Source organism: Chryseobacterium gilvum (genome assembly GCF_025628965.1).
GTDB classification, from domain to species: domain Bacteria; phylum Bacteroidota; class Bacteroidia; order Flavobacteriales; family Weeksellaceae; genus Chryseobacterium; species Chryseobacterium gilvum.
Genome location: NZ_JAOTEN010000002.1, coordinates 709,145 through 733,676 on the forward strand (window position 1 = coordinate 709,145; position 24,532 = coordinate 733,676).

The following is a 24,532-nucleotide window of genomic DNA, read 5'->3' on the forward strand; positions in this document are numbered from 1 at the left end:
CATTTCTAATAATTTATTGATGTTTAGAATGTACTTTATTTAAAAACAAAAAAGTAGCGATCCCTGAAATAACAGACATGCTCGTTGCTAGAATTAAGCTTCCGATTACATATTGCAGAAGGTTGTTTTTTACCAGATCAAAGTTAAGATCCTGGCTGAAAATATTGCTGTCCCCATTCACAAACGGAGCCCCTAAAAATAGAGCGGCAGCAATAATAAAAGGGACAAATGGCGGAAGGCTTACATTGGAAGCGACAAACGCCAAAACTTTATTGAGCTTGAAAAGTACGGAAAGAGAAATAACGAGTAAGGTATGATAACCACCAAAAGGCAGAAATCCCACAAAAACGCCCAATGCTATAGAAAATGCTTTTATACGGGGAGTACCTTCGCTTTCTAAAATGTCTTCCTGTATAAATTTCTTTAAACTCTTTTTCCTGAAATTATGAATAAAATTCCTGGGAATGATATACACTAAAGTAATCGCAACCAAAATTGTATTCAGAATACTGATTCTCGTAAAATCTTTAAATGGCCTGAAATGCGAAACCCGTTCCGCGGGATCATACAAAACCTTGATCGGCACATTTTTAACGGGAATCCGCCTCCATGCTGTTCTTACAATGATTTCAATTTCAAACTCAAATTTCGGGGTAAAATATTTTTTCGGAATTTTATGTAAAGGATATAATCTGTAGCCGGATTGGGTGTCTTCAAGCTTAATTCCGGTTTCAAACCAGAACCAAAAATTAGAAAACCGGTTTCCGAAACTGCTTTTTTTAGGAATTCCGTCCTGAGTCATATTCCGGTTGCCGATCAGGAGAATATCCATTTTTTCATCAAGCAAAGCCTCTACAAAAACCGGAATGTCATCGGGATAATGCTGTCCGTCAGAATCAATGGTAATCGCATGATTAAAGCCTAATTTCACAGCTTTTCTGAAGCCTGTTTTCAACGCATTTCCTTTTCCTTTATTTTCAGGAAGGTTGATAACCGTAATCTGACTGTAATTTTTTAAAATCTCCGAAGTAGAATCTGTAGAGCCATCATTGATCACAATGATATTTTGAGTATATTCCAAAACGCCGTTGATCACTCTTTTCAGCGTTTTTTCATTATTATAAGTAGGAATTAAAATGCAGATTTTCCTTTCTGAGATGGCAGTCTGTACTTCGTTGAAGGTCATTATTTCAAAGCATTTTTCTCTGCCGCAGTCATCGTTTTTGATTGCATGGCAAATTTTCTGATATAGCTCTTCAGTGCAGCATTTTGTTTACCGTAGTTATTAAGAATAAAAGCTTTATCCTCTTTAAGGTTTTTAGAGTAGCCCACAATCTTTGGAATATTTTCCTGTACGCTTAGTCTGATGATTCTGAGCTCAACAGTGTTCGGATTGGCTTTAATCGCGTTTTCAAGAGCAGTGGCTCCTGTTTTTATATGGGTTTTTCTTTTATTTTTTTCTGTTGTGATTTTAGCTTCCAAAATTTCAGCGGCAGCTTTATAACCTGTAATGACAGGATCTGAAGATAATTTTTTGGATGCGGTCTCGATAAAATTTTTAGCCCCTTCAGTAGAGAGATTGGCTTTTGAGTAGCTGTTTCGCAATACTTCAAGATCAGAAGCCTGAAAAAATAAGAATAAACCGGTGAATAGGGATAAGAGTAGTTTCATGAGCTTAATGTATTATAATGCGCCAACATTTTTAATGCAATAGTCTCGCCAAAAGAAGTGGTATTTTTTACCTTCACACCATCATCAGTCTCTGTAATATCCAATTGCAGCTTCAGATCCGGAGTTTCAAAAGGATTAATGATGGCCATAAACTTCACATTAGAAGCCGACTTCAGAAATAATTTTTTTCCGGTAAACTCTTCCGTAAGCTCTTTTACAATCTGCATCATACAGACTCCCGGCGTTACGGGATTTCCGGGGAAATGGCCTTTGAAAATATCGTGATCTTCATTTAATTTGATATGAGCGATAAAGCTTCCGCTGTCTGCTTTTTCATATGTCTCTAAACTATAAAAGCCGGTAAGGATGGTCTGCATATTTATTCAGTTTCAGTAATTTGAAATAGTTTGATATTGATCCTGAAATCTTTATGTTCAAGATATATTATCTCTGCAAAAGTAGGTTTTTTAACTTCAAAATTAAAATTGATTTTTTCCTTTTTATTCCGTGTCAATACAATTTGAGTAAGTAATGAGGTCTCTTTATTAAAAGACAAATAATAGTTATTCTTGCCTATTTTCGAATCATATAGGGTAGAAAGATCATTGTCAAAAGCTTGTACAACAGGATATTTCTGCCTTAATAATTCCTGAAAATCATTTTTCAGGAAATTGATGACCATTTTTTTGTCTAAATCTGCCAGAACATAATTGAGTTTAAAACTATTTTCAGAAATTTCAAAATCGATCATTTTATTTCCAAAATCAGACGTGAGCACGACACGGTGTGTGGTTTCGTTTATTTTTTTAATGATCAGAATTCCGCTGACATGGTTTTTATAAATATCCATCTGACATTTATAGACATAATCTTCATGGGAAGAAAAATATAGATTTTCAACAAAATCTTTAGAATTCGAAACCGGTCTTGCATTTTCAAATTGATACGTTTTACAAGAAATCAACAGAAAAAAAAGGCCACTATAAAGAAAACTCTGAAGCAGGAATCGGCGCATTGATCTTGGTGTTTTTAAAAACAATATTGGTTGTGTCACCCGAAGCTTCGGTCATGTTTACCTGCGAAACCGTCGACTGATTTTTAGGAAAATGAAGTTCGATCTGTTTAATGTATTTCAGCAGCTGCGCAGATTTCGGGGTAAATTTTGCAATATTGTAATTGGCATTTTTCATGTAAATTACAGAAAATTCCGGATCATTGAACATTTTCCCATTGGAGCTTCCAACAATTAATTTATTGATTTTTTCAAAAGTTTTACTTTTAGCATCCACAGAAGTTTTTTTTCCCTGATCATTGATAAAAATTTTATTGTCTTTGAAAATAATGCTGTATTGATAAGGTTTCAGATATTTCCAGCTTAATACGTTGGGAGATTTCAGAGACATTTTTCCCTGCGTAACGATATTTTTATCCAGAAAATCCATTTTTTTAGTCTGAATAAAATCACTCTGCAGTGTTTTTATTTCCTTCGTTTCAGAAGAAATTCTGGTTACAAAAGTTTTTGCCTCTGCAGAGCTCATGGCTGTGTTTTGTGCAAAAAAACAATTGGCCATTAGTATAAAAGCTCCAAAAACGATATTTTTAATCATTATTTTTTGATTTAATCATAGATTCAATGGTGAAAGTAGTATATTTTTCCTGTTCCAAAAATAGCAATAAATCTGTCAAAACACTGTATGTCTTTTCTGAAGTGTCGTGAAGCAGAATCACACTGCCTTTTTTGATATTTCCGGTGATTCTTTTGACTATTTTTTTCCGGTCGTTAATCACTGTATCCAGTGAACGCACATTCCAGCCGATGCTTTTTTTGTGGTTTTTTTTAATTGCTTTCGCAATATTCGGATTGGTCACTCCAAAAGGAGGGCGATACAAATCAGTTTTAATATTTCCGATTTTTACCATCACATCATCGCATTTTTCAATTTCCTCAACCATTTTTGGGACCGGTAAAAAACCGGTATTGTTAGCATGAGAATAGGTGTGATTTCCAATGCTGTGACCTTCTGAAATGATTCTCCGGAAAGTTTCGGGATATTTTTCAACCTGTTTCCCGATACAGAAAAAGGTGGCTTTGATATTTTTTTCTTTTAACAGATCTAAAAATTTAAGGGTAAATTCTGTAGGCCCGTCATCAAAAGTAAGTGCAACTTCTTTAATTCTTGTTCTTTTATGCGTTAAACTATTGACGAAATATCCCAATTGAATATCAAAAGAGCCCCAAACGACAACAGCACAAAAAGCCATAAAACCAACCAAATGTACCCAAAAGCTTGCCTGAAATGCAGCGATAAAAACATTGCAGAAAAGATAAAAGATAATAAAAGGATAATGTTTCATTTGATTTAGTTCTAATTATGAATACAAACTTGAGATAATAATTGCTGGAATAAATAATAAAAGCAGTCCAATTGTATTAACTTTATAGATGAAGTATTCTTGCAATTTTAAAAATTTTAAAATTAGCCATAGTGTAGAATTCAAAATAGTTAACGTTAAATGCCCCAGAATAATAATTAGCAATGCTTTGTCATTTCCTTCCCAAGCAATACTTATCATTTTTAAAACTAAAACCAGATTTAAGACTAAAATTATTGTAAAATGAATTTTGCTTACTTTTTCCACTATAACAATATTATTTTAAATTATTCTTTTTAATCAAAGTGTGCCTAAACTTTTTCTAGTAAAACCAAACTATGATCTTCCCCTTTAAGATGATTATACAAAAGAACATTTTTAATAGTTGATTTTTTTACTTGGTTAATCATCATTACCTCCGGAATTCTCTGATTCTTAAGGATATAACACGCCATAAAAGTAGAAAAACCACTGGCGGTATTAAATTCGCCACTTAAATGTTTATAGTAGAGCAACGCACAATTTTCAAGTGAGTCCATCGCTTTTTTATAATATATATCAGATTTTGCATCTCCGCTGAATCCTAAAATGACGGCATCCACATTTTCTTTTTTTACATTATTTTTATGTAAAAATTCTTCAATGAATTGTTGCGTCTCGCTTAATTCTAGCGTATTAATAATTTGAATATCTTTTAATTGCGCGTAAGAACTTGCTGTTTTATCTTTCCCCAGAACAAAAAAACTGGAACCTTCACCCCAGATTACACCGTCAGATTTTGAATGCAGGAAATCAACCGGAAGATTTTCTTTTTTTTTGATGGAATTATTCAATTGATAAAGTTCCATCGTACGTTGAGTTTGTTCATCTGTGGAGCCTACCAAAACGGTTGATGCTTCGCCGTCATTAATCTGAAGCTTCGCATCCAACATCGAAAATTCTAGAGATGAAGAAGTATTGACATACGTAAAATTATAACCATGGCATTGCAATCCCAGAGCGATCTGCCCGGAAACCGTGTTATGGGTAGATTGTATAAAAAATGTAGGCGTCAGAAATTCTTCATGATTGTCTATGACATTTTTCAGAAACTTTTCAGAATCCTGCGAACACCCCATTCCGGTTCCTACAATAATGGCGTCCGGTTTTTCGACTCCTGCTTCTTTTAATGCAAAATGCGAAGCCACCGAGCTCATTTTTACCGTTTTAGACATTCTCCTGATCATCGCAGGCGGAATAAATTCTTTATAGTTGGGTTCTATCGTATTGACAATCTGAACTGATTGTTCAGGTTTGAAATTTTCAGTAAAATTTTCATTTAAAGTATCCTGAGCTGAAATACAGGCGGCGCTGTTGATATACACTGTACTCATGATTTTGAGAAAATTAAGGTTGAACAGTTTCCTCCAAACCCAAACGAGTTAGAAAGCACATGATTGATCTCTTTTTCTTTCAGTTCAGTAACCGGTGTTAAATCAAACTCTTCCATTTTGGTTTTAAAATTCAGGTTTGGAAAAATAACATTATGCTGCATGGCTAAAATAGAGTAGACCGCTTCAATTCCAGCCGCTGCAGCCAAAGTGTGACCCGTAAATGCTTTCGTAGAACTGAATTCCGGAACCTGATTTTCGCCGAAAATTCTGATCATTGCAATGCCTTCCGACAGGTCATTATTTGGGGTTGCCGTTCCGTGCACATTGATGTAATCGATGTTTTCTTTTTGTAAGCCGGATGTTTTCAAAGCTTTTTCCATGGCTAAATAAGCACCTTGTCCGTTTTCGGAGGAAGCAGTTTGATGATGGGCATCATTCGCATTTCCATACCCGGAAAGATAAGCGAGTACCTTTTTGTTTTCTTTTTTTACCACTTTATCAGACTCTAAAACGATAAAAGCGGCTGCTTCTCCCAAATTAAGCCCTTTTCTGTCATTGTCGAAAGGAGTATTGTAAGAATCGGTCAAAATCATCAATGTATTAAATCCGTTGAGCGTAAATTTTGAAAGCGAATCTGTTCCGCCGACGATAACACGGTCCAAAACGCCGTTTCTGATCAGTTTTGCACCCATCATAATGGCATTTGCAGCAGACGAACAGGCGGTACTGATGGTAGAAACCATCCCTTTGAGCCCAAGAAGATTGGCGATTGCCAACGATGAATTTCCGGCATCGTGCGCGTCGATATATTTTTGCTTTTCAGGAAAATCTTCGTAGGTGTAGAAATATTTTTCGGTAACATCCATTCCGGCTACGCTTGTAGAGGAAATGAGCCCGGTCTTATATTCATTGATATCCGAAATTCCGGCACTTTCTACCGCTTCTTTTGCGGCAATCATGCCTAATAAAGTCGTTCTAGTCACATTATTATCATCACTTAGCTGAAGCTTTTGTATAAGATCGTTATTAGACCATTTTATCTCACCTGTTTTGAGAGTTCCTGCATGACGGGTTTCAAACAATTCTATATCTGAAATGCCATGTCTGTCGCTCGTCAGCGAAATAAAATTTTCCTCAACATTGTTACCAATGGAGGAAATAATACCCATCCCTGTAATGGCAATTTTTTGGTTCATCTTTTAAATAATATAACAATATATCAATTTAATGGTGTAATAAGCCAGATTGTTACACCGTTAGATTGAATTATTTTGTTCTGTTTTCCTGGATATATGCTGCCATTGTTTCAATGGATTCAAAGATGTCTTTCCCTTTTTTGGGATCGGCTAATTTGATGCCGTAATCTTTATCCATAAGTACGATCAGTTCCAGTGCGTCAATAGAATCCAATCCTAAACCGCCACCGAATAATGGGTCAGTGTCTTTAATCTCTTCTACCGCTACGTCTTCCAGATTAAGGACTTCTATGATTTTGTTTTTTAATTCTAATTTTAAATCTTCCATATTTTTAAATTTACCAATGTATCAATGTATCAGTTTACCAATAGGACTGAACATTATCGTTACACTGTTATAATATTATATTGTTAAATTACTTAGTCAGCAAATATACAAAAGCTTTATAACTTTCCTGATAGAGTTCTACCCAGCCGCACAAGACTTTTTCAGCTTTTCCGGTTTGAAGGATCTGCAATGCATACGAATTTAAAAATTCTTCATCAAATTCATCCAGAACAAAAAAAGCATTTTCAGTCTGCATTTTATGTTTAATACTGATTTCGCCGACACAGATATTCGGTAACGTGTACACAAAAACGCCCGGGCTGGGAAAATAATTTTCCTGAGAATTGATGCTTTCCTGATATTTAAAATCGGTATCCAGACTTGATGATTTATTGGCAAAAACCAGAGCAGTTTTGCTGTGATCATTGTTTTTCAGAATTATTTCAGAAGCAAGAAATGCCAGTTTGCTCAGATTATCCATTTTATGAAATTTAGGATAGTTCAGTTCTAAACCTTTATAGGCTTCTTTCGCAAAATCTGAGAAATTTTCTGTTGGGCTTTCAAAAATAATTTGTTCGTTAAGAACGATTTTTGAGTTTTCTATGATGGAAATAGCTGTTTTCTTCATTGATATTTTCAAAAAGCTTAAGGTTTTTTTGTTGGGTTTTGATGAGTATTGAAAACAGAGAGTACAATAATTTTGTAATCAATAATGTCAAAAACGATGAGGTATGGAAACTTTTGAATAAAAGCTTCTCTATAATTTTTTTTAAGCTGAAAATGTTTCGGATTGTTTTGAATTCTACGTAAATACTTTTCCAAATGTTTCATAAATCTTTCTCCCAAACCTTTTTGTGCATCTTCATAATATATGTATGCTTCCAAAATTTCAAGACTTGCTTCTTCTTGTAAGATTACTTCATAAGTCATTTCAAAGCAGATTTTGCTTTCTCTTTAACTTCCTCCCAAGTATAAGATTTACTTTCTCCGCTTAAGTATTTTTCTCGTCTTTCGTTTATTTCATCGTAATGCCAATCAGGAATTGTTGGATAATCATCTTCCTGCTCTTCAGCATTTATAATTCCATTGATAATGCGTAAGATTCTTTCATCTGCAATGTCAATGAACTCGTGAATTCTTTTTCTGATTTCCAAGTGAGATTCCATTTCTTAAAACTTTAATTCTATCAAAATTACAATTATTTTTATACTTTTTCCAAAACAATCGCTGCATTACACCCACCAAAACCCGAAGCTGTTTTCAGAATATATCTGATTTCTGCCGATTGATTTTCTTTTATAATATTTAAATCTTGAGAAATGCCTGTTTCTTCAAAATTTTTAGAGGGAATCAGGGTATTATTCAACGCAGATTCCATGGAGATAATGCTTTCCAAAAGTCCTGAAGCTCCCAGACAATGTCCATAATAGCCTTTCATGCTGTTGAGCGGAACATTTTGTAAACCCATTCGGTTGAATGCGATGGCTTCCATTTCATCGTTGTAAACCGTTGCCGTTCCGTGCGCAGAAATAAAATCGATTTGTTCTTCGGAAACTTTCGCTTCTTTCATCGCATTTTGAATACTGGCAAATAATCCGTCACCGGTTCTTGATGGGCCGGAAATGTGATTGGCATCGTTAATTGCTGAATCGCCTAAAATTATAAACCTGAATTTATCGTTTTCTGATGAATCAGAAGTGATGTAAGCTGCTGCGGTCGCTTCACCCAAGTTAATTCCGTTTCGGTCTTTGTCATACGGTTTACAAGGTTTGCTTCCAATTGCCTGAAAGGAATTGAATCCTGAAACCACAAATTCAGAAATCTCATCACCGGCAACGACGAACGCATCTTTGTATTTCCCAGCCTGAATCATATTTTTTGCCACAGAAATGGCCATCACTCCGGAAACACAGGCATTTGAGATCACAATCGGTTTGGTTTTAAATCCAAAAAAATCAGCCAGTTTTTGAGCCAAATTTGAAAGATAAACGCCTTCCGGTAAAGCAGTTTTATTTTTTAATACACTGATATTTCCTTTAGTTGTGGAAAGAATAAAGCCGGTGTCATCTGAAATCTGATGTCTTTCTACCAAAGGTTTTAAACTCAGCAAAAACATTTTTTCCAGTCTGGTAAAATTCTGATTGTCGAAGTTATTTTTAAATTCTATATCTAATTTTTCAGAATCAATTTTAGAAACAAAAAAAGCTGCGTGATGCGCAATGACTTCATGCAAAGCTACGCCGGATTTTCCTTCCAGAAGTGCTTTCCAGTTTGATTCCGTATCAAAACCCAAAGGCGTGACGCAGTGGTAATCTGTGATGTAAATTTCCTTATTCATCTAATTACTGTAATTTTTGATTCATATTTAAAAAAGCAAAAGCCAATTGCTGAAGGCAATTATAATCCCATTTTATCTTTCCAGGCTTGAAAAAACTCGGGATTGTACAAGCATAGATTATTCTCAGAATCCAGAAAGACCTGAATGGTTTCACCACTGCAAACCAACTGATTTTGCTGATTGAAAATCTCGTATTGATAAATGAGTTTTGCCGAAACAGAATTCACAAAAGTGGTTACAATATTAAAAGTTTCGCCATATTTCAAAGGAAGAAAATGTTCACACGTACTTTTCACAATTGGAGTTACAAATCCTTCTTTTTGAATGTCGAGGTAGGTCAAGCCATGCTGTCTTCCGAAAGCTTCTCTCCCGTCTTCAAAATACACAATGTAGTGACCGTGCCATACAATTCCCAGTGGGTCTGTTTCATTGAATCGTACGCGTACTTCTTCGGTACAAGTTAAATTTTTAGACTGCATTCTGTTTTCTTTCGTAAAGTAAAGAGATGATTACCATCGCAATATAAAATAAAAATAAGAATATCAGTTCTTTGGCAATTTCGCCAACGCCGCTATTTCTTAAAATAATGTCATAGTACGCATTTAAACCCCAGTTCATCGGGGAAAACTGTGCAATCTTCTGCATAAATTCCGGCATTAGGAAAACCGGGACCCAGATTCCGCCAATCGCTGCCAAAACGACAACGGAAGTCGCTCCAAACGGCGCCGACTGTTCCTGCGTATCCGAAACCGTTCCGATTAAGACGCCAAATCCAATGGCTGCCAATCCTGCAAATAAAGTGACAATCAGAAGATGGAACATTTTTCCTGAAACCTCAAACTGAGGCAGATCCATCAAAGGGAAAAGCCAGACTCCTACTGCAACCATCAGCAAAAACTGGATGACGCAGATGATAAGATAGGTAAACGTTTTTCCTAAAATATGAATATAATACGGTGTAGGGCTTACGCGAACTCTCACGCTCGTTCCCTGGCTTTTTTCTTTCACTAAATTAATGGAAAGTGGAACCACAATAAAGAAAATTGCAAATAATGCCCAAGCCGGAACGTTGTGCTGCACGGAATTCGGCATTACTTCCTTTTTACTCTTGTTGGGCGTGATTTCTTTAAAGGTTATTAAGCTTTTATTTTCAAGATCTTCCGTTGTTCCGAGCTGGTCCTGGAAAGCTTTGTATATTTTTTTATTCTCGATTTCAAAAACCATTTTATTAATGGCATCCATCACAGAATTTTTGAAACCTGCATTGGTTGCAGGATCAAAATACAAATGAATGTCTTTCGTTTTTGAAGCCACAACTTTTGTCGCAGTAGAATCGTTTTCCAGGCCAAATGAACTCACAACCGTCTGAACTTTAGAATCAATATTTGAATTGAGGTCTTTCGTTAAATTTTCCGGAATCACGATGGCCATCTGATAATCTCCTTTGAAAACCGCTTTTTCAGCCGTTTTTTCATTATAGTCGGTAATCAGTTCAAATGTTTTGCTGGTTTCCAGTTCTTTTTTGATGACTTTGGAAACTTCAGAATGGTCCTTGTCAATAAAAATAATCGGAATTTTTGAGCCTTCCAGATTTTTGAATGTTGAATCCTGAATTAAAGTAATGGTAATAATCAACAACAACGGCATCAGGAAAATAATGACGATTCCGCCCGAATCCCTTTTCAGCAACTGAATTTCTTTGATAAAGCTTCTCCACAATTTATACAACATCTCTCAATTCTTTTCCGGTTAATGAAATGAAAACGTCCTCCAAGTTTTCAGCATGGGCAACTCTTTCCACCAATTCCTGCGGAGTTCCCGTTGCATGGATTTTTCCATGGTCGATGATGGCGATTTTTGTACAGAATTCTTCCGCTTCCGATAGGTGGTGCGAAGTGTAAATAATACACGTCCCTTTTTTATTTAAATCTAAAAGATAATCGATGATGGCTTTTTTCGATTGAACGTCAACGCCAACAGTAGGTTCGTCCAGAAACAAAACTTTCGGATGGTGGAGTGTTCCTGCAATCAGGTTGCAACGGCGTTTCATTCCGCCTGAAAACTGATCAACTTTTTTATGGGCAAATTTTGTTAAACCCATTAATTCTAATGCTTCATCAATTTCTTTGTGAAGATTTTTATGTTTTAAACCGTACAGGCTTCCGAAGAACAAAAGATTTTCTTTCGCGGTCAAAGTGGGGTAGAGTGCATATTCCTGAGGAACAACTCCGATGATTTGTTTGATTTTCGAATTGTCTTTTTTAGGCGACAAACCGTTGATGGTAAAACTTCCTGATGTAGGTTTTATTAAGCCAGAAAGCATCGAAATCAACGTCGTTTTTCCCGCTCCGTTCGGGCCGAGAATTCCGTAGATTTCGTTTTTATCAATATTCAAAGAAATATCATTGACCGAAAAGTCTTCCGAGTTTTTGTATTTCTTGTAGAGGTTTTTTATTTCAATGATAAAATTTGACATTGTTTATTTTTGAAGATTTATTAATGAATATTAATTAAAGAAGTATTATTCATCGTTGTAATGTCCCAAAGAACTTACTACAACAACGTTTTTGTCTTCTTCATAAATTTCATAAACAAATCTGTCTTTTTTATTTATCCTTCTGCTCCAGACTTCGTTTTCAAAGTATTTCAACTGTTCCGGTATTCCGGTACCAGTTCTTGGATTTTCTTTAATTTCTTTGAAGAAAATTTCTACTTTTCGAATGTCAGATTTATTACCTGATTTTAGAATTTTTGCCAGATCTTTTTCAGCTTCTTTTGTTCGGACTATTTGATACCGTCCCATATATTTTCAGTATTTACAGGAACGGTGTCGCCTTTTTTATAAGCTGTTCTTGCACGATTAACTTTCTCTATAAATTTTTTGGAAGGTACCTCCTCTTCTTTAATTTTTAATTCAGTTACTCCCAAAGCTTTTAGAATGGTTTTTATTTTTTTACTCTCTCGAGGGTCTATTTTAAAACTAAATGTTGTCATAAGTCATTGTATTTAGTACAAATTTAGATAAATTAATCCACTGTCGGTTAAATGGCTTTTCTCAGTTTTTTATAAAAAGCTTCCTCTAAATCTGCAATATGAAGCATGGATTTTGAAAGCTGATTGTAAATGTCGCTTTTTGAATTTCTGTTTTTGTAAACTCTTGCAATATCCACGGCAAAATCTCTCCAGAGGTCGCCGATTGCGGTAATTTCTTTAGATAATTCTTTCAACTCGTCATTTTTAAGAATCGCAGCGGCCTCCTGTAAAAAAGCGCCATAGATAAACCGGAATCCGCCACCGCCGGTTCCGATCTCTTCCTGCATTCTGATCAGTTGCCCGAGATAATGATTCGTTACTTTCGTGCCCTTTTTCTCCGCCCATTTCGGGATGCTTTTTGCGACCCACCGCATTGCTTTTACCCCGATAATCGGAACGGGAGCGAGCATATTTTTGCAGGTGTCTTTGATTCCTTTTTTAATGGCTTCTTCAAGATTTACATTTTCGGGAATGTAGGTGGGAAAATACATGTGGCCTTTCGGAGCAAGCGCGCCTTTTGCATAACGTACTTTTTCCAGCTCGGCTTCGGTTAAAGTTGTGGCAAAATCCATCACAGGATCGCTGATGAGAAATTTTCCGTCTTCTTTTCCGTAAACTACAAGATTGTGCGCGTTGAAATGGAATTTATATTCTTCGGGAAAATAGGTAAGGTTAAAAACGCCTACCTGTAAGCCTGTCGGGATGTTTTGCTCTAAATTTTTCTCTAAAGCTTTTTGCGCTTCCTGAGGATTGGAAAATTTTTGTCTTTTAATTTTTATGCCTAATCTTTTTGCGGCTTTGCTGAATATAGCTCCGGGCATTGGTCTGTAACTGAAACCCGGCGCAAAATTAACTTTTAAGAAAGGCAAATACACGAAAAATAATCCCGAACCAATCCCGAAAATCATGGGTTCGCTGAGTTTTAATCCTTTGTTAAGCAATAGATTAGAAGCGACTCCATTTTCGCAATGGGCTGTCTGATGATGTTCAAAATTAAGTTCCATTATTACCGTCGAAATTTTTTAATTCATCTACTGAAATTCCGAAAGTATCGGCATATTTTTTTAAAGTAGAATCGCTGAGTTTTTTAAAAACAGCAGGTTTTGTATGTCTTTTGACTCTCCATTGCCACATTCCTACATAGGCAGAAAGCACACTTATATCCATTTTATTCAGTTCCATAAAGTACATAATTGGGCTTACTCTATGGTTTGCAACATTTTGTTTTGCTTCTTCTATTCTTTCATTAATCAGTGCTAAAGATTCTTCCAAAGCAGCTTTTTTCGCTTCCCAACCGATGCTGTTTGCGGTTGTATAATTGTTGTTATCGTCTGTAACATACAAAACCTCAGTCATATTTGCTGATTTGAGGTTGCTTTCGTCTTGTGGAAGGTCTTGCTTTTTCATCTAAATATTTTAGATTTTAAATTGACTGCTAAAATACAGAAAATACAGGACAATGAAGAATGGAGAATATCCCGATCATGATCCTTACTTATTTTCTTCTTTTATATTTAAGCTGGATCAGCAGATAGATTTCCTGTTTTTCAAGGTCATTACACCAGGTACGTTCGGTAACCAGAGCATTTTCGTACAGATGAAGATCTTCCATACTATTTACGTATTCTAATCTTTCTAATGTACGGTATTTGAAAAATGAGATCAGATTCACCTCATCTCCAACTTGTGGAGCGACCGGAAACTCTACTGAGTTTTCAAAATCAAATTCAACATCATACGAGTAAAACCTTACTTTCACGCTCATACTTTTTATTTTTTTCAAATATATTGAAATAAAGATTAGTAAAATAAACTTGAATTAAAAAGCCGGCGTTAAAGCCGGCTTTTTTATACTGTAAAATGATTTTCTAGGATTTTACTTCCTGAATAAACAGGTTGATTTCTCCGCGTATCAACAATTCATCTTTATTAAAAGTTTCACAAAAGATATGACAGATATTTTCATACTGAGAGATCAGCGATGCTTTTGATATAATTTTGTCGCCAACTACAGGTAAAGAAAAAACTTCAATTTTTTTGATATTGGTAATAAAACCAATCACTTTTGTGTCAGCTTCCGGATTTTCAAAAAAACTTTGCCCGAGAATTGACGAGCAGGTCTGTGCCAGATTTTCAATGAGACCGGCTTCTGCAAATTTATTGTTATGAACAAAAACATTATCTTTCAGAATTTCAAAGGAAGTCACCACTTTTTCTTTGGTCAGCTCCAGGATATAATCTGCCATCAACATGGGTTCACGATGCGGCAAAAAGTTGTGGATGTTGATAATATGGTCTTCCTTTAATTCCATTAAATTATTTTACGACGGTTTTCATCTGGGATTTTGCGATAATGGTATCATTACTTGTAGTAACGACATCAACTAAAGTGACTCCCATCATTTCATTAAGAATTGTTGCTTCCGTTTTCAGCCGGTCTCCGACTTTTGGCAGATATTCTGCTTCAAAAGATTTAATAGCACCAATATAACCGGTAGGAGCTTCTTTCCCTAAAAGATAAAATTTATAACCGGTATGTAAAGCTACACTTTGCGCCTGATGCTCAATTAAACCGGAGGCCTGAAAAGCTCCGTTGCTTACAAAAATATTATTTTCCTGAATGGTAAAACCTGAAACCAAATGAGTTTCAGAATATTCTGAAAGCTCACTCACCATTACAAAAGGAAATTTCTGCGGAATGAGGTTTTCTACAAATTTTTTGTCCGAGATCGGTAATGCGGCACTCATTAGCAAACTGTTAATAAGGCACAGGAATATGCAAATCTTCCGCTTTCCGGGATGCAGAGAAGAACTTTTTCACCTTTTTTCAGCCTTCCGGAATTCATCAGCTGCTCAACAGCAATAAAGATTGAACCTGCACCGATGTTTCCTACTTCAGAAAGATTATAAAACCATTTTTCCCAAGGGAAATCAAGCCCTACATTGGCAAATTCGTTTTTTAAGCCTTCTTTAAAATAACCCGATGAAATATGTGCCAAAACATGATCAATAGAATCCGGATCCAGGTTATGCTTGTCAAATGATGATCTTAAGCTTTCTGCTCCTTTTACCAGAATATACTCATCAAGAAGTTTGGTGTCTTGTTTTAGTGCAAAAATAGACTGGTTCAGCCATTCCTCTGCGGGATATTCTGCCCATGATTTTAAACTTCCGTCTTCCTGTTTTTCGCACCCAGAATACATGCATGCTTCAATCTGATGTGCGTAAGAATAAAAATCTATGAATTCTATTTTTAAAGAAGTTTCGTTTTCTCTGGGTTTGTTTTCCAGTAAAAAAGCACCTGCTCCGTCAGAAAGCATCCATCTCAGGAATTCTCTTTTGAAAGCTACGATGGGTCTTTCTTCAAGCTGTTTCAGATTTTCCGCTTCATGGTTGAATTTATCAGCGGTCATCCATGCAGACATCCTTTCAGAACCTACACAGACTGCGTTGTCTTTTATTCCTGCTTTGATATTTAAAAAGCCATAGTTCAGGGCATTCATTCCGGAGTTGCATAATCCTGTAGAAGTATTAATCTCTACAGATTTACCGATGTTTAGCTCGCCATGTACCATTGAAGCGTGAGAAGGCTGAATCTGATCTGCAGAAGTCGTTCCGCAAGACAGCAATTCCATATCTTCTTTTTTGAAATGTTCATCAAAAAGCCCTTCGATTGCCTTTGCCGTAATCTGAGCATTGGTATGGGTTGGTTTTCCGTTTTTATCTAAAGCGTAATATCTTGTGGTAATCTTATTATTCCTGAGAATTAATGCTCTGGCTTTAGAAGGGGTATTGTTTACCAAACCAAGATAGCTCTCCATCTCATCATTAGAAACGGGCTCATTTGGTAAATAGGTTGAAGCTTTTGTTATGAATACGTCGTACATTCTATTTTAAATTAATTCCTTGTAAATAATGTTTTTGTTTTTGCCTTTTAAACCAGAATATTGGGGTTGTAAGCAGGTGTAGTACCAATACAATGGGTGAAATAATCCAGATTGCAGCCATCAAATATACTTTAAAGAATTTGATCAGCAAAGGGCGTTTTTCTTTTTTCTTGATAATAAGGTTTGACCAGACGGTGAAGATTTTATTGCCTACTTTTTCTACCCGTACCAGAAAAGGCCTGATTTCTACAGCTCCGTTTTTCACTAAATCTGGCTGTAGATTTTTGAGGTCATTGTTATTAAAGTGATTTTCTATGATTTTGCCATATTTCACCGATCCTGAGATTTCTTCATCTGAAATTCCCGCTGCAGGAAGCATCCCGGATTTTTCTTTTTGCCCGGTTGTAAGCCAGCGAAGAATGGTAAGAACACTGGTGTAATTGTCATGGCGGTCTACCAAAGCAATATTGCCGACCAGTTTGGCATTCAGATTTTTCAAATATACTTTTAATTTCTCCTGGGAAAGCATCCACATATTCCGGGTTCCGGAAATGGTGATAACCGGAGTGTCTTTCAGTAAAGGTTCTGCATAGCTGCTTTTTAAAAACGAAATAATAGGAATGGAAGGCGTTAAATACCAAACCTGATAGCCAAAAAGGATCAGATCATATTTCTTATTCAAAATTTCGTCTGATGGCGGGATAATCTCACTCGGAATCTGCAGATAAGATTCCGGAAAGGTATTAAAAAAAACATCACTTGGCCATGGAAAAGGGAAATCCTCTTTCAGCTGAATGTTGTAATACGTCACCAGATATTCGTCTTTTTTATCTTCGAACGGCTTGGCAATATTTTTTACAATATCTTCCAGCTGTCCTGTTTGTGTATAATATAGTACCAGTATGTTTTTCTGCATTACTATTCTTTATTGGGTTACAAAAATATGCATTTCATAATAATTGCTTGCTGTATACTTTTATTGCTTCTGAACTGAACGACAAGTGATACTCCGCGTTTTCGAATATAAAGTTGGTATTCAGTAAAATAACAGTTTCCGGTAACGGATTAACAGAAGTTAGATGATAATTTTCATCAGAAATTAAAAGCACCTCTGCATTTTTTTTACAATCTGATAATTCATCTAGGTATGTAATTTTTCTTTTCTTCACAATATAGCTGTGTTCCGCAACTTCTCTTTTTTCTTTATTTTCAATAAAGCTGAAGATTTTTCTTCCCGGCTGCTGAAGGGTAAGCAAAACATCTTTTTGCCCAAAATCATCTGCAATATGTAAAATTACAGCATCTTTGGGGATGTGCTGATTTAATAATAAATAAACCGATTTATTTCTTTTAAAATCTTCTTTTACGGCTTTTACAACTTCATTTTCCTTATATAAAAAGCTTAAAAACAATTTCTTCTTAAAATAATTGTCGTCTTCGAGCTCATCTCTGAGTTTTGAAAATTCTTCTCTGAAATACGCGTTGATTTTCTTGGTGCGCTCAGAATAATGAGTACCGAAATTTGCGTCGTCTTTGAGGATTCTGTCACCTACTTTTACTGTGATGCTTCCGTCATAGATGATAAAATCACCTTTTGGCAAAACTTCAGAATTTCCATGAATATAGACCGGAACAATATCCAGCCCGAATTGCTCTGCGAGGTAAAACGCGCCTTTGTGAAATCTTTTGATGTCATTGGTAAACGAACGCTCGGCTTCCGGAAATACCATTAGAGAATAGCCCTCGTTTATTTTTTCTCTCAGCTTATCCATCCCATTTTCAATGCCTTGAGAAACCGGGAAAAACCCTAAAGCTTTTACCAGCTTTCCGAAAACCGGAGAATCATACACCCAGTCATTCACCAAATAAACGATTTTGTGTGTTGCCATGGCCAATGCCAAAGTATCGAGAAACGAAGTGTGATTAGCAATAATGACAGACGGTTTTCTAAAGTCTTCCTGAGGATTTCCGATAACTTTTTTCTTTACGAATGGATTTCCGTACAGCACAGAGGTTAAAAATTTAGCTAAAATTAATTTAATAATGTTTAACGTTTTCCCTTTTGAATTCTTCACAAAAAAGCTGCCGATTGCAGAAAAAACAATCCCTCCCAAACCGTAATAGATAAAAAGGATAATGGAGTGTATAAACAATCTGAACGTAATGGGAGAAAGCCCTTTCTTTGCGCGGTTGGTGATTAATAACCTGAACCAGAACGGGTATAAGGTCGAGGTAATAATAATCACAGAAAACATACCAATCAAGGCGACCAAAGCCAAAGAATGCAAAGCAGGGTGTTTTGCAAAAATTAATGATCCGATGGATAAAATGGTGGTAAAAACAGCTAAAATAATAGAAGTTCTGTAGGTTGGAAGCTCGTTTTTTCCGGTTGTGTGCTCCTTCTGCATTGCTTTGGTAAGGAAAATACTGAAATCATCTCCCACACCGAAAACCAGGGTACAGACTACCGTACTGAAAATATTCAGCTCGAGGCCTAAAAAATATAAAATTCCCGCGGTGACTACTCCTGTTAAAACAATCGGGAACATGGTAAGAACCGTTAATTCAAAATTCCTGAAGAACACAATTATCGTTAAGACAATAGCGAGAAGAGAATAATTAATTAAAGTTGAAAAATCTCTTTTTAACAATCCTAAAAAGTTTTCATTCATTTGCTGACGGTCAATTGCCAATGCATCATGTTTTTTCTCAACGTCTTTGATAAAAGTGTTTCTTTTCTTCTCATCAACTTTTACCACGTTGGAAACCGTATAAAAACCTTTTTCATTGCTTAAAAACTCAGAAATCTGCAAGGCCTTTACGGATGAATATTCTTGTAGGCTTACAGTTGAATAATTTTTATTTAAATTTTCATGAAACCGGTCAAACGCAGAGCTGTTGAAGCCATATTGATTTCCGGCATCGTTTAAATTTGAAATGACTTCATTTTTTTTACGGCTATCCCAGAACACATTCCAGGCTTCAATTTTTTTCTGTTGATCTTTTTCTGATAAAACAACATCTCCCAGTGAATTGTAGCTTAAAATTTTGCCTTCTTTTTTTTCTTTTTCCAAAAACTGATTCAGCTGGGTATTTCTTGTTAAAGCTTCCTGTTCAGAATTTCCGTAAGAAATGGTGTAAATAGATTTTGAAGTGATGTCTGATAATTTTTCAAGCTTAGCCTCACTGATTTTCAATTCTTTCGGAATATAATTCAGGTCGCCGATATTTTCGTTAAAACCAACATGCCTGAACCCGAAAAGGCACGCAATAATAATAATGGAACATCCAATCACCAAAGGTTTGTTTTTCTCGTACGGATAAGAACCGATTTTGTCGATAAAATTCACGTTTACATGCTGCTTTTTCACCTTTGGCCTGTACAGTTGAGGTACCATGATTAAGGCCGTGACAGACGATAAAATAACCGTGATTGCCGCAAAAAGCCCCAAATCTTTTAACGCTTCGGAACGTACAAAAACAAGGCATAAAAACGAAACGGCGGTTGTGGCGCTGCTCAAAATGATAGGTTCTGTAATCTCTTTGTACAGCTCTTCAATATCATTGTTGTGTTTATAATGCGTGAGAATATGAAGGGCGTAATCTATCGTAATTCCTATTAAAATAGCACCCACACTCAGTGAAATTGCAGAAATTTTGTCTTTAATAAAATATAAAATCATTAAAGCAAGCAAAACCGAAAAGACGGTGGGAAGAAAAACAATAATCGGCGTAAAAAAATTCCTGAAATAGTACATCAGCAAAATTAGAAGCACCGTCATAGAAATGATCACCGTGTTTTGAATGTCTTTTTTGATCTGTTGCGCATTGGCAACGGCAATCACGGGTGACCCGAAATAACTGATCTCTGTTTTTCCTTTATACCGGCTGTTAAGATGATTTTTAATGTTGTTTAACTGATTGATGAAGGCCTCATTGTTTTTTGTGTCATTGCTTTTGTTCTTCGGATCGATGAAAAGCAGCAGGTTTTTGCCATCTTTGGTAACAATATAATTGTCTTCCAGCTTAAAATCTTTGCTGAGGTTAAGCGCATTCAGTTTTTTGAGTCCTAAAAACGTAATTCCCAGCGGATCTTTTTTGATGAATTCCTTTGTCACCAAACTGGTGGGCGAAATTAAAGATGCATAATTGCTTTCAACCTGTTTGGCAATACTGTCTTTATTAATCTTTTTTTCGATTTCATGATAATCGTTTTCATCTAAGAACAGAGGAAGGTTTTGGTTTACAAAATCAAAGGTTTGTGAAATTTCGTTATCATTGATTTTCCCCTGGACGGAGCCGATATATTTTTGCAGCGGTACTATTTTGTGCAAAAAATCATCGGCGGTTTCTGAAAGCTGAAAGTCATTTTCTGCAGATTTGTTTTCGATAATGACGATAATTTTATCAGAAAAATTAAGCTGTTGGAGTACTTTGGCGGTAAGGTCAGACTTTTCGTTTTTAGGGATTATCTGATTGATATCTTCTTCAAAATTAATTTTTGAAGCAAAAAAAAGGCATATCAGAACAACAGCCATAGCGGTTGCTACGGAAAACACTCGGTTTCTGGAGATCAGATAATATAAAAAAATAAAAAAATGATGCATCTTCTAACGTGTGCAAATTTAAAGCTTTCGGATAATATATGGATGAGTTTGAATTTTAATAGCTGTATTTTACCGAATGTGAATAAAATATTCCGTATAAAATGAAAAAAACTTTACTTTTGTAAAAGTTTTCCTTTATTTAATAAATTTCAGGATTTGTTTTACAAGGAATACTGCTTGATACTGTTTAAAATGCGTGATGAAAAATTAACCGGAGTATTATTCGTAATAGTTTTCCCTTTTCTGCTTTTTTTTATTTCCTACTACGGGTTTGAATCATCCTATGTAGAGCTAAAGTCTATGGAGAAGGCTCCTGATTTTATGTTTACTTCAGTATATGCCTACAGAGTGATTCCTAATTTTTTGATGCTCCATGTAACCGATGCGGTAGAAATGATCATTGATCAATATCTTTTTTCTTTTAAAAATTTCATTCTTAAAAACGGAACGGTATTTTACCACAGTGTTTTTTTGATCAATGCGTTCTTTTTTATTTTATCATCGATTATTATAAACAAAATTTTAAAGCTGAGACCTGTAGAAATGCTTTCTCATCCAGATATACAGAAGGTGATACATCTTGTAGCCATTTTTTTTATCGTCATTATACAATATGTTCCCACAAACTGTGACTGTATTGCTGTTTTCTTTTATGTAACAGGGGTTTTTCTCACACTCCGGTATTTTCATTACAGAAAGATCACAGATTTTATATTGCTTTGTCTTGTTGTCTTTGTGTCAACTCTGGTGCGGGAAACAGCGTGTCTCAATATCGCCTTTTTTGCTGCGGTTTTTATTGATCCTGAAGAAATAAAAAAGAAAAATTTCCATGGGATACGCGAAATTATATTTTTGATTCTGTCTTTCATTTTGCCTTATCTTGGCCTTAAAATGATGATTACACAGAATGCGTCTTTTTTTGAGGGGGTTTATCTGGTTAAAAATTTTACCAGCCCTTTTAATTTAGCCGGATTGCTTTTTGGAATACTCGGAATGTATTTTACTTTTAGTCTCTGCAATAAAAACGGGCAATTGATCCTGAAGAGATATTTGTTTTTTTCTTTGCCGTATTTGATGATGATTACATTTGTGGGGCTTTTCTGGGAAACGAGGCTTTTTATTCCGTTGATTCTTTCGGGAATTGTTGTGGCTTCGCATCAATTTAAAAACATCAGCACAGCATCATGAGTTTACTGCATCCATACTATATTATTGCCATTCTGTATATGCTTTTTTTTAGCTTTCAGGAGGTGTATTCTGGGAAAAGTAATAGAAAAGCGCTGTATGTTTTGGCAGTATATCTAGTCATCATTGCAGGATTCCGGGACAGTGTGGGCCCTGACTACGGGAGTTACAGAGGCATTTATGCATATTCTGATACCAAAGATTATGTAAGTATTTTTTATGCTGCATTATCAATGGAAGGAAAGCAGCCTATGGAGCTGGAATGGCTTTTTGTACTCATTAATAAATTGCTTCTTAATATTTTTAATGCTCCTTTTTATATGTTGACATTTGTCGTTGCGGCACTTGTTACTTTTTTTAAAACAAAATTTGTTGAAGAAAATTCCTATTATCCTTTTACCTTTCTGCTGTTTATATTCATTCCGGGATTTTTTATTGGAGAATGCGGACAGATCCGGCAGAATTTAGGCTGTTTTATGGGATATTATGCGATACGCTACATCAAACAGAGAAATCTCTGGATGTATCTTTTATGGATTTATCTGGCGGCGGGAATACATAATGTATGTTATCTTCTCATCCCGATGTACTGGATAGCCCGTATTCCGTTAAATAAAGCATGGATGTTGATTTTAATTTTAATCTCAATTTTCATGTCACCTTTTGAGGTTTATCGTTATTTTGGAACTTTTCTGGGAAATATTGCCCAGGGAAATGTTTTGGTGGAAGGTTTTAACGGATATGTAAATGAAGGGATGGGTATTGAAAGGCTAAACGGTGGATTTGGAGTTCCGGAAGCGATGATGGCAATATGTACTACATTTTTATTTGTATTTGATTCTGCCATGAGAGAAAAATATCCGTATTACGAATATCATCGTAATTATACGGTAATAGGAATTTGTTTCTACTTTATTTTCCGGAATAACCCGATATTCTCTTCCCGTTTGACAGGGACGTTTTTTGCATTCGGCTATCTGCTCGTGCCCAATACCATGTATGCGGTCTCTGAAAAAATGCGTAGAGGCATCCATCTATTCATTATAAGTCTGGTCGTTTTTTATTTCATTGTTTTTTCCAGTTTTAAAAATATTACAGCAGGAAGATTTACCATCGATCTGTATAAAAACCACATACTTCCTTAATATTTAAATATGATTAATCTTTGATATTCCAATTGATATGTCTGGTGAGAAAAATAACAGAATTTTAGTTTTAGATGGTCTTCGCGGATTTGCCATTTTACTGGTTTTCCTTTTCCACGGCTATTATATCTGGAGCAAACGCTATCCTTTTGGAATGCTTTATAAGGACAATATTCTGGTAAAGTATGGAGATTTGGGTGTTCAGCTGTTTTTTCTGATCTCGGGTTTTGTGATTCTCATGTCAATGGAAAATACTTCAGGGTTTTTCAAATTTATCAAAAAAAGATGGATAAGGCTGTTCCCGAGTATGCTTATATGTTCTATTATTATTTATGCTACTGCGGGATTTTTTTATGAAAGGCCTTTAGGAATTCCGGATTTAAAATCTTTATTGCCCGGGATTTTATTTGTAGATGAAGGGTTATTAGAAAAAATATTTAAAACAGATTTTCCCGTTTTAGAATCTTCATTCTGGTCACTGTATATAGAAGTAAAATTTTATATTATTTTTGGAATTTTATATTACCTTTTCAAAAGAAATATTGCGCTTTTGGGTATATTCATCATCTATATTATTGCCGTTGCTTATCAGATTTTAGAGTTTCATCAGCTGTTGCCTTTAAGCCTGTTACCTTTTAAAGCTTACATTGGCAATTTTGTATATTTCGGGTGGTTTGTTTCAGGAGCGATGATCTACATTTATTATAAAGAACGTAAGAAAAAATACCTTCTGGCGTTCTTTATTGCTACTATTTGTGCCATGTTTTACATGTATAAACTTCAGGACGCAGTAAGAAATATTTATCTGCTTATCATCATTTTCATTTTTGTAGGTTCCTTATTCTGGAAGCCGCTAGAACGATTTTTTTCTATGAGAATCTTTACTTTCATCGGATTTTTGAGTTATCCTTTGTATTTATTGCATGAGAATATGATGGTTTCGGTCATGATAAAACTCAGCAAATATGTTGCAATACCATATGCGGTTCTACCTATCGTTTCTTTTTCTTTCGTTATACCCATTGCCTACATCGTGGCCACTTATCTTGAGCCCTATATTCAGAAAAAAATAAACCGATCTTAGTTTTCTTTACTGAATGCGGTATTAGAATACGGTTAAATGTTGATTTTGAAACATTTATTTATCCAATCTGTTGATAATTTTATTTAAATAGTGCTTATGAGTGTTTTTTTTTGTTAAAAATCGAGGTTTTGTCATTTATAGTTTCTATAATAAATACATTTTTCATTTTATTATCTTCAATATTTCAAATCACTATTCTTTAATTCTTTTTAATATTAAGAAAATATATTCTATTCATATTGCATTATAGATAGAATATTGTATTTTTGCTCACGTGTGATTTAAAGATAATTATTTACGCATTAGCGAATA

Annotated in this window: 29 protein-coding genes; 3 read left to right on the top strand and 26 right to left on the bottom strand. The window is 35.3% G+C overall.

Annotated elements, in window-relative coordinates; all coding sequences use genetic code 11:
- Window positions 1–13: 13 nt before the first annotated feature.
- The 26 genes from N0B16_RS10020 to N0B16_RS10145 form a co-directional block, all read right to left on the bottom strand.
- Window positions 14–1,186, bottom strand: a complete 1,173-nt coding sequence (locus N0B16_RS10020) for a DUF2062 domain-containing protein (RefSeq protein WP_262990716.1) — start codon at window positions 1,184–1,186, stop codon at window positions 14–16.
- Window positions 1,186–1,671 (bottom strand): hypothetical protein, encoded by a 486-nt coding sequence (locus tag N0B16_RS10025; RefSeq protein WP_262990718.1) that lies wholly within the window; start codon window positions 1,669–1,671, stop codon window positions 1,186–1,188. Before N0B16_RS10025 ends, N0B16_RS10020 begins: the two co-directional genes overlap by 1 nt.
- Complete coding sequence (locus tag N0B16_RS10030; RefSeq protein ID WP_262990719.1) at window positions 1,668–2,048, bottom strand: ApeI family dehydratase; 381 nt, start codon at window positions 2,046–2,048, stop codon at window positions 1,668–1,670. Before N0B16_RS10030 ends, N0B16_RS10025 begins: the two co-directional genes overlap by 4 nt.
- 2 nt (window positions 2,049–2,050) lie before the next feature.
- On the bottom strand, window positions 2,051–2,686 hold the full coding sequence (gene lolB2, locus N0B16_RS10035) for a flexirubin biosynthesis protein LolB2 (RefSeq protein ID WP_262990720.1): 636 nt from the start codon (window positions 2,684–2,686) through the stop codon (window positions 2,051–2,053).
- The gene (gene lolA2 / locus N0B16_RS10040; protein ID WP_262990721.1) at window positions 2,652–3,278 is read right to left on the bottom strand and encodes a flexirubin biosynthesis/transport protein LolA2; all 627 of its coding nucleotides are present in this window, start codon (window positions 3,276–3,278) and stop codon (window positions 2,652–2,654) included. Before lolA2 ends, lolB2 begins: the two co-directional genes overlap by 35 nt.
- Window positions 3,271–4,026: a polysaccharide deacetylase family protein gene (locus tag N0B16_RS10045; protein ID WP_262990723.1), complete on the bottom strand. Its 756-nt coding sequence runs from the start codon at window positions 4,024–4,026 to the stop codon at window positions 3,271–3,273. The genes lolA2 and N0B16_RS10045 overlap by 8 nt, the downstream gene beginning before the upstream one ends.
- Window positions 4,027–4,355: 329 nt before the next feature.
- Entirely contained in the window at window positions 4,356–5,417 is a 1,062-nt protein-coding gene (locus N0B16_RS10050; protein ID WP_262990725.1) for a beta-ketoacyl synthase N-terminal-like domain-containing protein, read from the bottom strand.
- Window positions 5,414–6,613, bottom strand: a complete 1,200-nt coding sequence (locus N0B16_RS10055; protein WP_262990726.1) for a beta-ketoacyl-[acyl-carrier-protein] synthase family protein — start codon at window positions 6,611–6,613, stop codon at window positions 5,414–5,416. Before N0B16_RS10055 ends, N0B16_RS10050 begins: the two co-directional genes overlap by 4 nt.
- Window positions 6,614–6,683: 70 nt before the next feature.
- Entirely contained in the window at window positions 6,684–6,941 is a 258-nt protein-coding gene (locus N0B16_RS10060) for a phosphopantetheine-binding protein (RefSeq protein ID WP_262990727.1), read from the bottom strand.
- A gap of 88 nt (window positions 6,942–7,029) precedes the next feature.
- Window positions 7,030–7,569: a 3-oxoacyl-ACP synthase gene (locus tag N0B16_RS10065; protein WP_262990728.1), complete on the bottom strand. Its 540-nt coding sequence runs from the start codon at window positions 7,567–7,569 to the stop codon at window positions 7,030–7,032.
- Between the two features lie 17 nt (window positions 7,570–7,586).
- The gene (locus tag N0B16_RS10070; protein WP_262990729.1) at window positions 7,587–7,871 is read right to left on the bottom strand and encodes a type II toxin-antitoxin system RelE/ParE family toxin; all 285 of its coding nucleotides are present in this window, start codon (window positions 7,869–7,871) and stop codon (window positions 7,587–7,589) included.
- The gene (locus tag N0B16_RS10075; RefSeq protein WP_262990730.1) at window positions 7,868–8,107 is read right to left on the bottom strand and encodes an addiction module protein; all 240 of its coding nucleotides are present in this window, start codon (window positions 8,105–8,107) and stop codon (window positions 7,868–7,870) included. Before N0B16_RS10075 ends, N0B16_RS10070 begins: the two co-directional genes overlap by 4 nt.
- Before the next feature lie 38 nt (window positions 8,108–8,145).
- On the bottom strand, window positions 8,146–9,279 hold the full coding sequence (locus N0B16_RS10080) for a beta-ketoacyl synthase N-terminal-like domain-containing protein (RefSeq protein WP_262990731.1): 1,134 nt from the start codon (window positions 9,277–9,279) through the stop codon (window positions 8,146–8,148).
- Between the two features lie 59 nt (window positions 9,280–9,338).
- The gene (locus tag N0B16_RS10085) at window positions 9,339–9,758 is read right to left on the bottom strand and encodes an acyl-CoA thioesterase (protein ID WP_262990732.1); all 420 of its coding nucleotides are present in this window, start codon (window positions 9,756–9,758) and stop codon (window positions 9,339–9,341) included.
- Window positions 9,748–11,010 (bottom strand): ABC transporter permease, encoded by a 1,263-nt coding sequence (locus N0B16_RS10090; protein WP_262990733.1) that lies wholly within the window; start codon window positions 11,008–11,010, stop codon window positions 9,748–9,750. Before N0B16_RS10090 ends, N0B16_RS10085 begins: the two co-directional genes overlap by 11 nt.
- Window positions 11,000–11,755, bottom strand: coding sequence for an ABC transporter ATP-binding protein (locus N0B16_RS10095; protein WP_262990735.1), 756 nt, complete (start codon window positions 11,753–11,755; stop codon window positions 11,000–11,002). Before N0B16_RS10095 ends, N0B16_RS10090 begins: the two co-directional genes overlap by 11 nt.
- 45 nt (window positions 11,756–11,800) lie before the next feature.
- Window positions 11,801–12,082 carry a Txe/YoeB family addiction module toxin gene (locus N0B16_RS10100; RefSeq protein ID WP_262990736.1) on the bottom strand — a complete coding sequence of 94 codons (282 nt, stop codon included), beginning with the start codon at window positions 12,080–12,082 and terminating at the stop codon, window positions 11,801–11,803.
- Window positions 12,064–12,273 carry a DUF2683 family protein gene (locus N0B16_RS10105; protein ID WP_262990737.1) on the bottom strand — a complete coding sequence of 70 codons (210 nt, stop codon included), beginning with the start codon at window positions 12,271–12,273 and terminating at the stop codon, window positions 12,064–12,066. Before N0B16_RS10105 ends, N0B16_RS10100 begins: the two co-directional genes overlap by 19 nt.
- 47 nt (window positions 12,274–12,320) lie before the next feature.
- Window positions 12,321–13,316 (bottom strand): BtrH-related acyltransferase DarH, encoded by a 996-nt coding sequence (gene darH / locus N0B16_RS10110; protein WP_262990738.1) that lies wholly within the window; start codon window positions 13,314–13,316, stop codon window positions 12,321–12,323.
- A complete protein-coding gene (gene DarG / locus N0B16_RS10115) occupies window positions 13,306–13,719 on the bottom strand; it encodes a flexirubin biosynthesis protein DarG (RefSeq protein ID WP_262990739.1) in 414 nt (137 codons plus the stop codon). The genes darH and DarG overlap by 11 nt, the downstream gene beginning before the upstream one ends.
- 88 nt (window positions 13,720–13,807) lie before the next feature.
- Window positions 13,808–14,077: a hypothetical protein gene (locus tag N0B16_RS10120; RefSeq protein ID WP_262990740.1), complete on the bottom strand. Its 270-nt coding sequence runs from the start codon at window positions 14,075–14,077 to the stop codon at window positions 13,808–13,810.
- 103 nt (window positions 14,078–14,180) lie between these two features.
- A complete protein-coding gene (locus N0B16_RS10125; RefSeq protein WP_262990741.1) occupies window positions 14,181–14,624 on the bottom strand; it encodes a hotdog family protein in 444 nt (147 codons plus the stop codon).
- Between the two features lie 4 nt (window positions 14,625–14,628).
- Entirely contained in the window at window positions 14,629–15,060 is a 432-nt protein-coding gene (locus N0B16_RS10130; protein ID WP_262990742.1) for a hotdog family protein, read from the bottom strand.
- Window positions 15,060–16,199 (bottom strand): dialkylresorcinol biosynthesis protein DarB, encoded by a 1,140-nt coding sequence (gene darB / locus N0B16_RS10135; RefSeq protein ID WP_262990743.1) that lies wholly within the window; start codon window positions 16,197–16,199, stop codon window positions 15,060–15,062. Before darB ends, N0B16_RS10130 begins: the two co-directional genes overlap by 1 nt.
- 1 nt (window position 16,200) lies before the next feature.
- Complete coding sequence (locus N0B16_RS10140) at window positions 16,201–17,115, bottom strand: dialkylrecorsinol condensing enzyme DarA (protein ID WP_262990744.1); 915 nt, start codon at window positions 17,113–17,115, stop codon at window positions 16,201–16,203.
- Window positions 17,116–17,149: 34 nt separating this feature from the next.
- Complete coding sequence (locus N0B16_RS10145; protein WP_262990745.1) at window positions 17,150–20,758, bottom strand: MMPL family transporter; 3,609 nt, start codon at window positions 20,756–20,758, stop codon at window positions 17,150–17,152.
- 240 nt (window positions 20,759–20,998) lie between these two features.
- Here N0B16_RS10145 and N0B16_RS10150 point away from each other — a divergent pair, with 240 nt between their 5' ends.
- From N0B16_RS10150 to N0B16_RS10160, 3 genes are read left to right on the top strand one after another with little or no spacing between them, the layout of a single operon-like run.
- Window positions 20,999–21,994 (top strand): hypothetical protein, encoded by a 996-nt coding sequence (locus N0B16_RS10150; protein WP_262990746.1) that lies wholly within the window; start codon window positions 20,999–21,001, stop codon window positions 21,992–21,994.
- Complete coding sequence (locus N0B16_RS10155; RefSeq protein ID WP_262990747.1) at window positions 21,991–23,136, top strand: EpsG family protein; 1,146 nt, start codon at window positions 21,991–21,993, stop codon at window positions 23,134–23,136. The genes N0B16_RS10150 and N0B16_RS10155 overlap by 4 nt, the downstream gene beginning before the upstream one ends.
- Before the next feature lie 37 nt (window positions 23,137–23,173).
- Window positions 23,174–24,220 carry an acyltransferase family protein gene (locus tag N0B16_RS10160; RefSeq protein WP_262990748.1) on the top strand — a complete coding sequence of 349 codons (1,047 nt, stop codon included), beginning with the start codon at window positions 23,174–23,176 and terminating at the stop codon, window positions 24,218–24,220.
- The last annotated feature ends 312 nt before the right edge of the window (window positions 24,221–24,532 follow it).

Coding starts and splice junctions, on each gene's coding strand:
- N0B16_RS10060 (WP_262990727.1), bottom strand. CDS start 6,941: ATGGAAGATTTAAAATTAGAATTAAAAAACAAAATCATAGAAGTCCTT.
- N0B16_RS10155 (WP_262990747.1), top strand. CDS start 21,991: ATGAGTTTACTGCATCCATACTATATTATTGCCATTCTGTATATGCTT.
- N0B16_RS10150 (WP_262990746.1), top strand. CDS start 20,999: ATGCGTGATGAAAAATTAACCGGAGTATTATTCGTAATAGTTTTCCCT.
- darH (WP_262990738.1), bottom strand. CDS start 13,316: ATGGAACTTAATTTTGAACATCATCAGACAGCCCATTGCGAAAATGGA.
- N0B16_RS10055 (WP_262990726.1), bottom strand. CDS start 6,613: ATGAACCAAAAAATTGCCATTACAGGGATGGGTATTATTTCCTCCATT.
- N0B16_RS10030 (WP_262990719.1), bottom strand. CDS start 2,048: ATGCAGACCATCCTTACCGGCTTTTATAGTTTAGAGACATATGAAAAA.
- N0B16_RS10025 (WP_262990718.1), bottom strand. CDS start 1,671: ATGAAACTACTCTTATCCCTATTCACCGGTTTATTCTTATTTTTTCAG.
- N0B16_RS10075 (WP_262990730.1), bottom strand. CDS start 8,107: ATGGAATCTCACTTGGAAATCAGAAAAAGAATTCACGAGTTCATTGAC.
- N0B16_RS10140 (WP_262990744.1), bottom strand. CDS start 17,115: ATGCAGAAAAACATACTGGTACTATATTATACACAAACAGGACAGCTG.
- lolA2 (WP_262990721.1), bottom strand. CDS start 3,278: ATGATTAAAAATATCGTTTTTGGAGCTTTTATACTAATGGCCAATTGT.
- N0B16_RS10065 (WP_262990728.1), bottom strand. CDS start 7,569: ATGAAGAAAACAGCTATTTCCATCATAGAAAACTCAAAAATCGTTCTT.
- N0B16_RS10070 (WP_262990729.1), bottom strand. CDS start 7,871: ATGACTTATGAAGTAATCTTACAAGAAGAAGCAAGTCTTGAAATTTTG.
- N0B16_RS10090 (WP_262990733.1), bottom strand. CDS start 11,010: ATGTTGTATAAATTGTGGAGAAGCTTTATCAAAGAAATTCAGTTGCTG.
- lolB2 (WP_262990720.1), bottom strand. CDS start 2,686: ATGCGCCGATTCCTGCTTCAGAGTTTTCTTTATAGTGGCCTTTTTTTT.
- N0B16_RS10120 (WP_262990740.1), bottom strand. CDS start 14,077: ATGAGCGTGAAAGTAAGGTTTTACTCGTATGATGTTGAATTTGATTTT.
- DarG (WP_262990739.1), bottom strand. CDS start 13,719: ATGAAAAAGCAAGACCTTCCACAAGACGAAAGCAACCTCAAATCAGCA.
- N0B16_RS10020 (WP_262990716.1), bottom strand. CDS start 1,186: ATGACCTTCAACGAAGTACAGACTGCCATCTCAGAAAGGAAAATCTGC.
- N0B16_RS10085 (WP_262990732.1), bottom strand. CDS start 9,758: ATGCAGTCTAAAAATTTAACTTGTACCGAAGAAGTACGCGTACGATTC.
- N0B16_RS10100 (WP_262990736.1), bottom strand. CDS start 12,082: ATGGGACGGTATCAAATAGTCCGAACAAAAGAAGCTGAAAAAGATCTG.
- N0B16_RS10130 (WP_262990742.1), bottom strand. CDS start 15,060: ATGAGTGCCGCATTACCGATCTCGGACAAAAAATTTGTAGAAAACCTC.
- N0B16_RS10160 (WP_262990748.1), top strand. CDS start 23,174: ATGTCTGGTGAGAAAAATAACAGAATTTTAGTTTTAGATGGTCTTCGC.
- N0B16_RS10045 (WP_262990723.1), bottom strand. CDS start 4,026: ATGAAACATTATCCTTTTATTATCTTTTATCTTTTCTGCAATGTTTTT.
- N0B16_RS10105 (WP_262990737.1), bottom strand. CDS start 12,273: ATGACAACATTTAGTTTTAAAATAGACCCTCGAGAGAGTAAAAAAATA.
- N0B16_RS10125 (WP_262990741.1), bottom strand. CDS start 14,624: ATGGAATTAAAGGAAGACCATATTATCAACATCCACAACTTTTTGCCG.
- darB (WP_262990743.1), bottom strand. CDS start 16,199: ATGTACGACGTATTCATAACAAAAGCTTCAACCTATTTACCAAATGAG.
- N0B16_RS10050 (WP_262990725.1), bottom strand. CDS start 5,417: ATGAGTACAGTGTATATCAACAGCGCCGCCTGTATTTCAGCTCAGGAT.
- N0B16_RS10095 (WP_262990735.1), bottom strand. CDS start 11,755: ATGTCAAATTTTATCATTGAAATAAAAAACCTCTACAAGAAATACAAA.
- N0B16_RS10080 (WP_262990731.1), bottom strand. CDS start 9,279: ATGAATAAGGAAATTTACATCACAGATTACCACTGCGTCACGCCTTTG.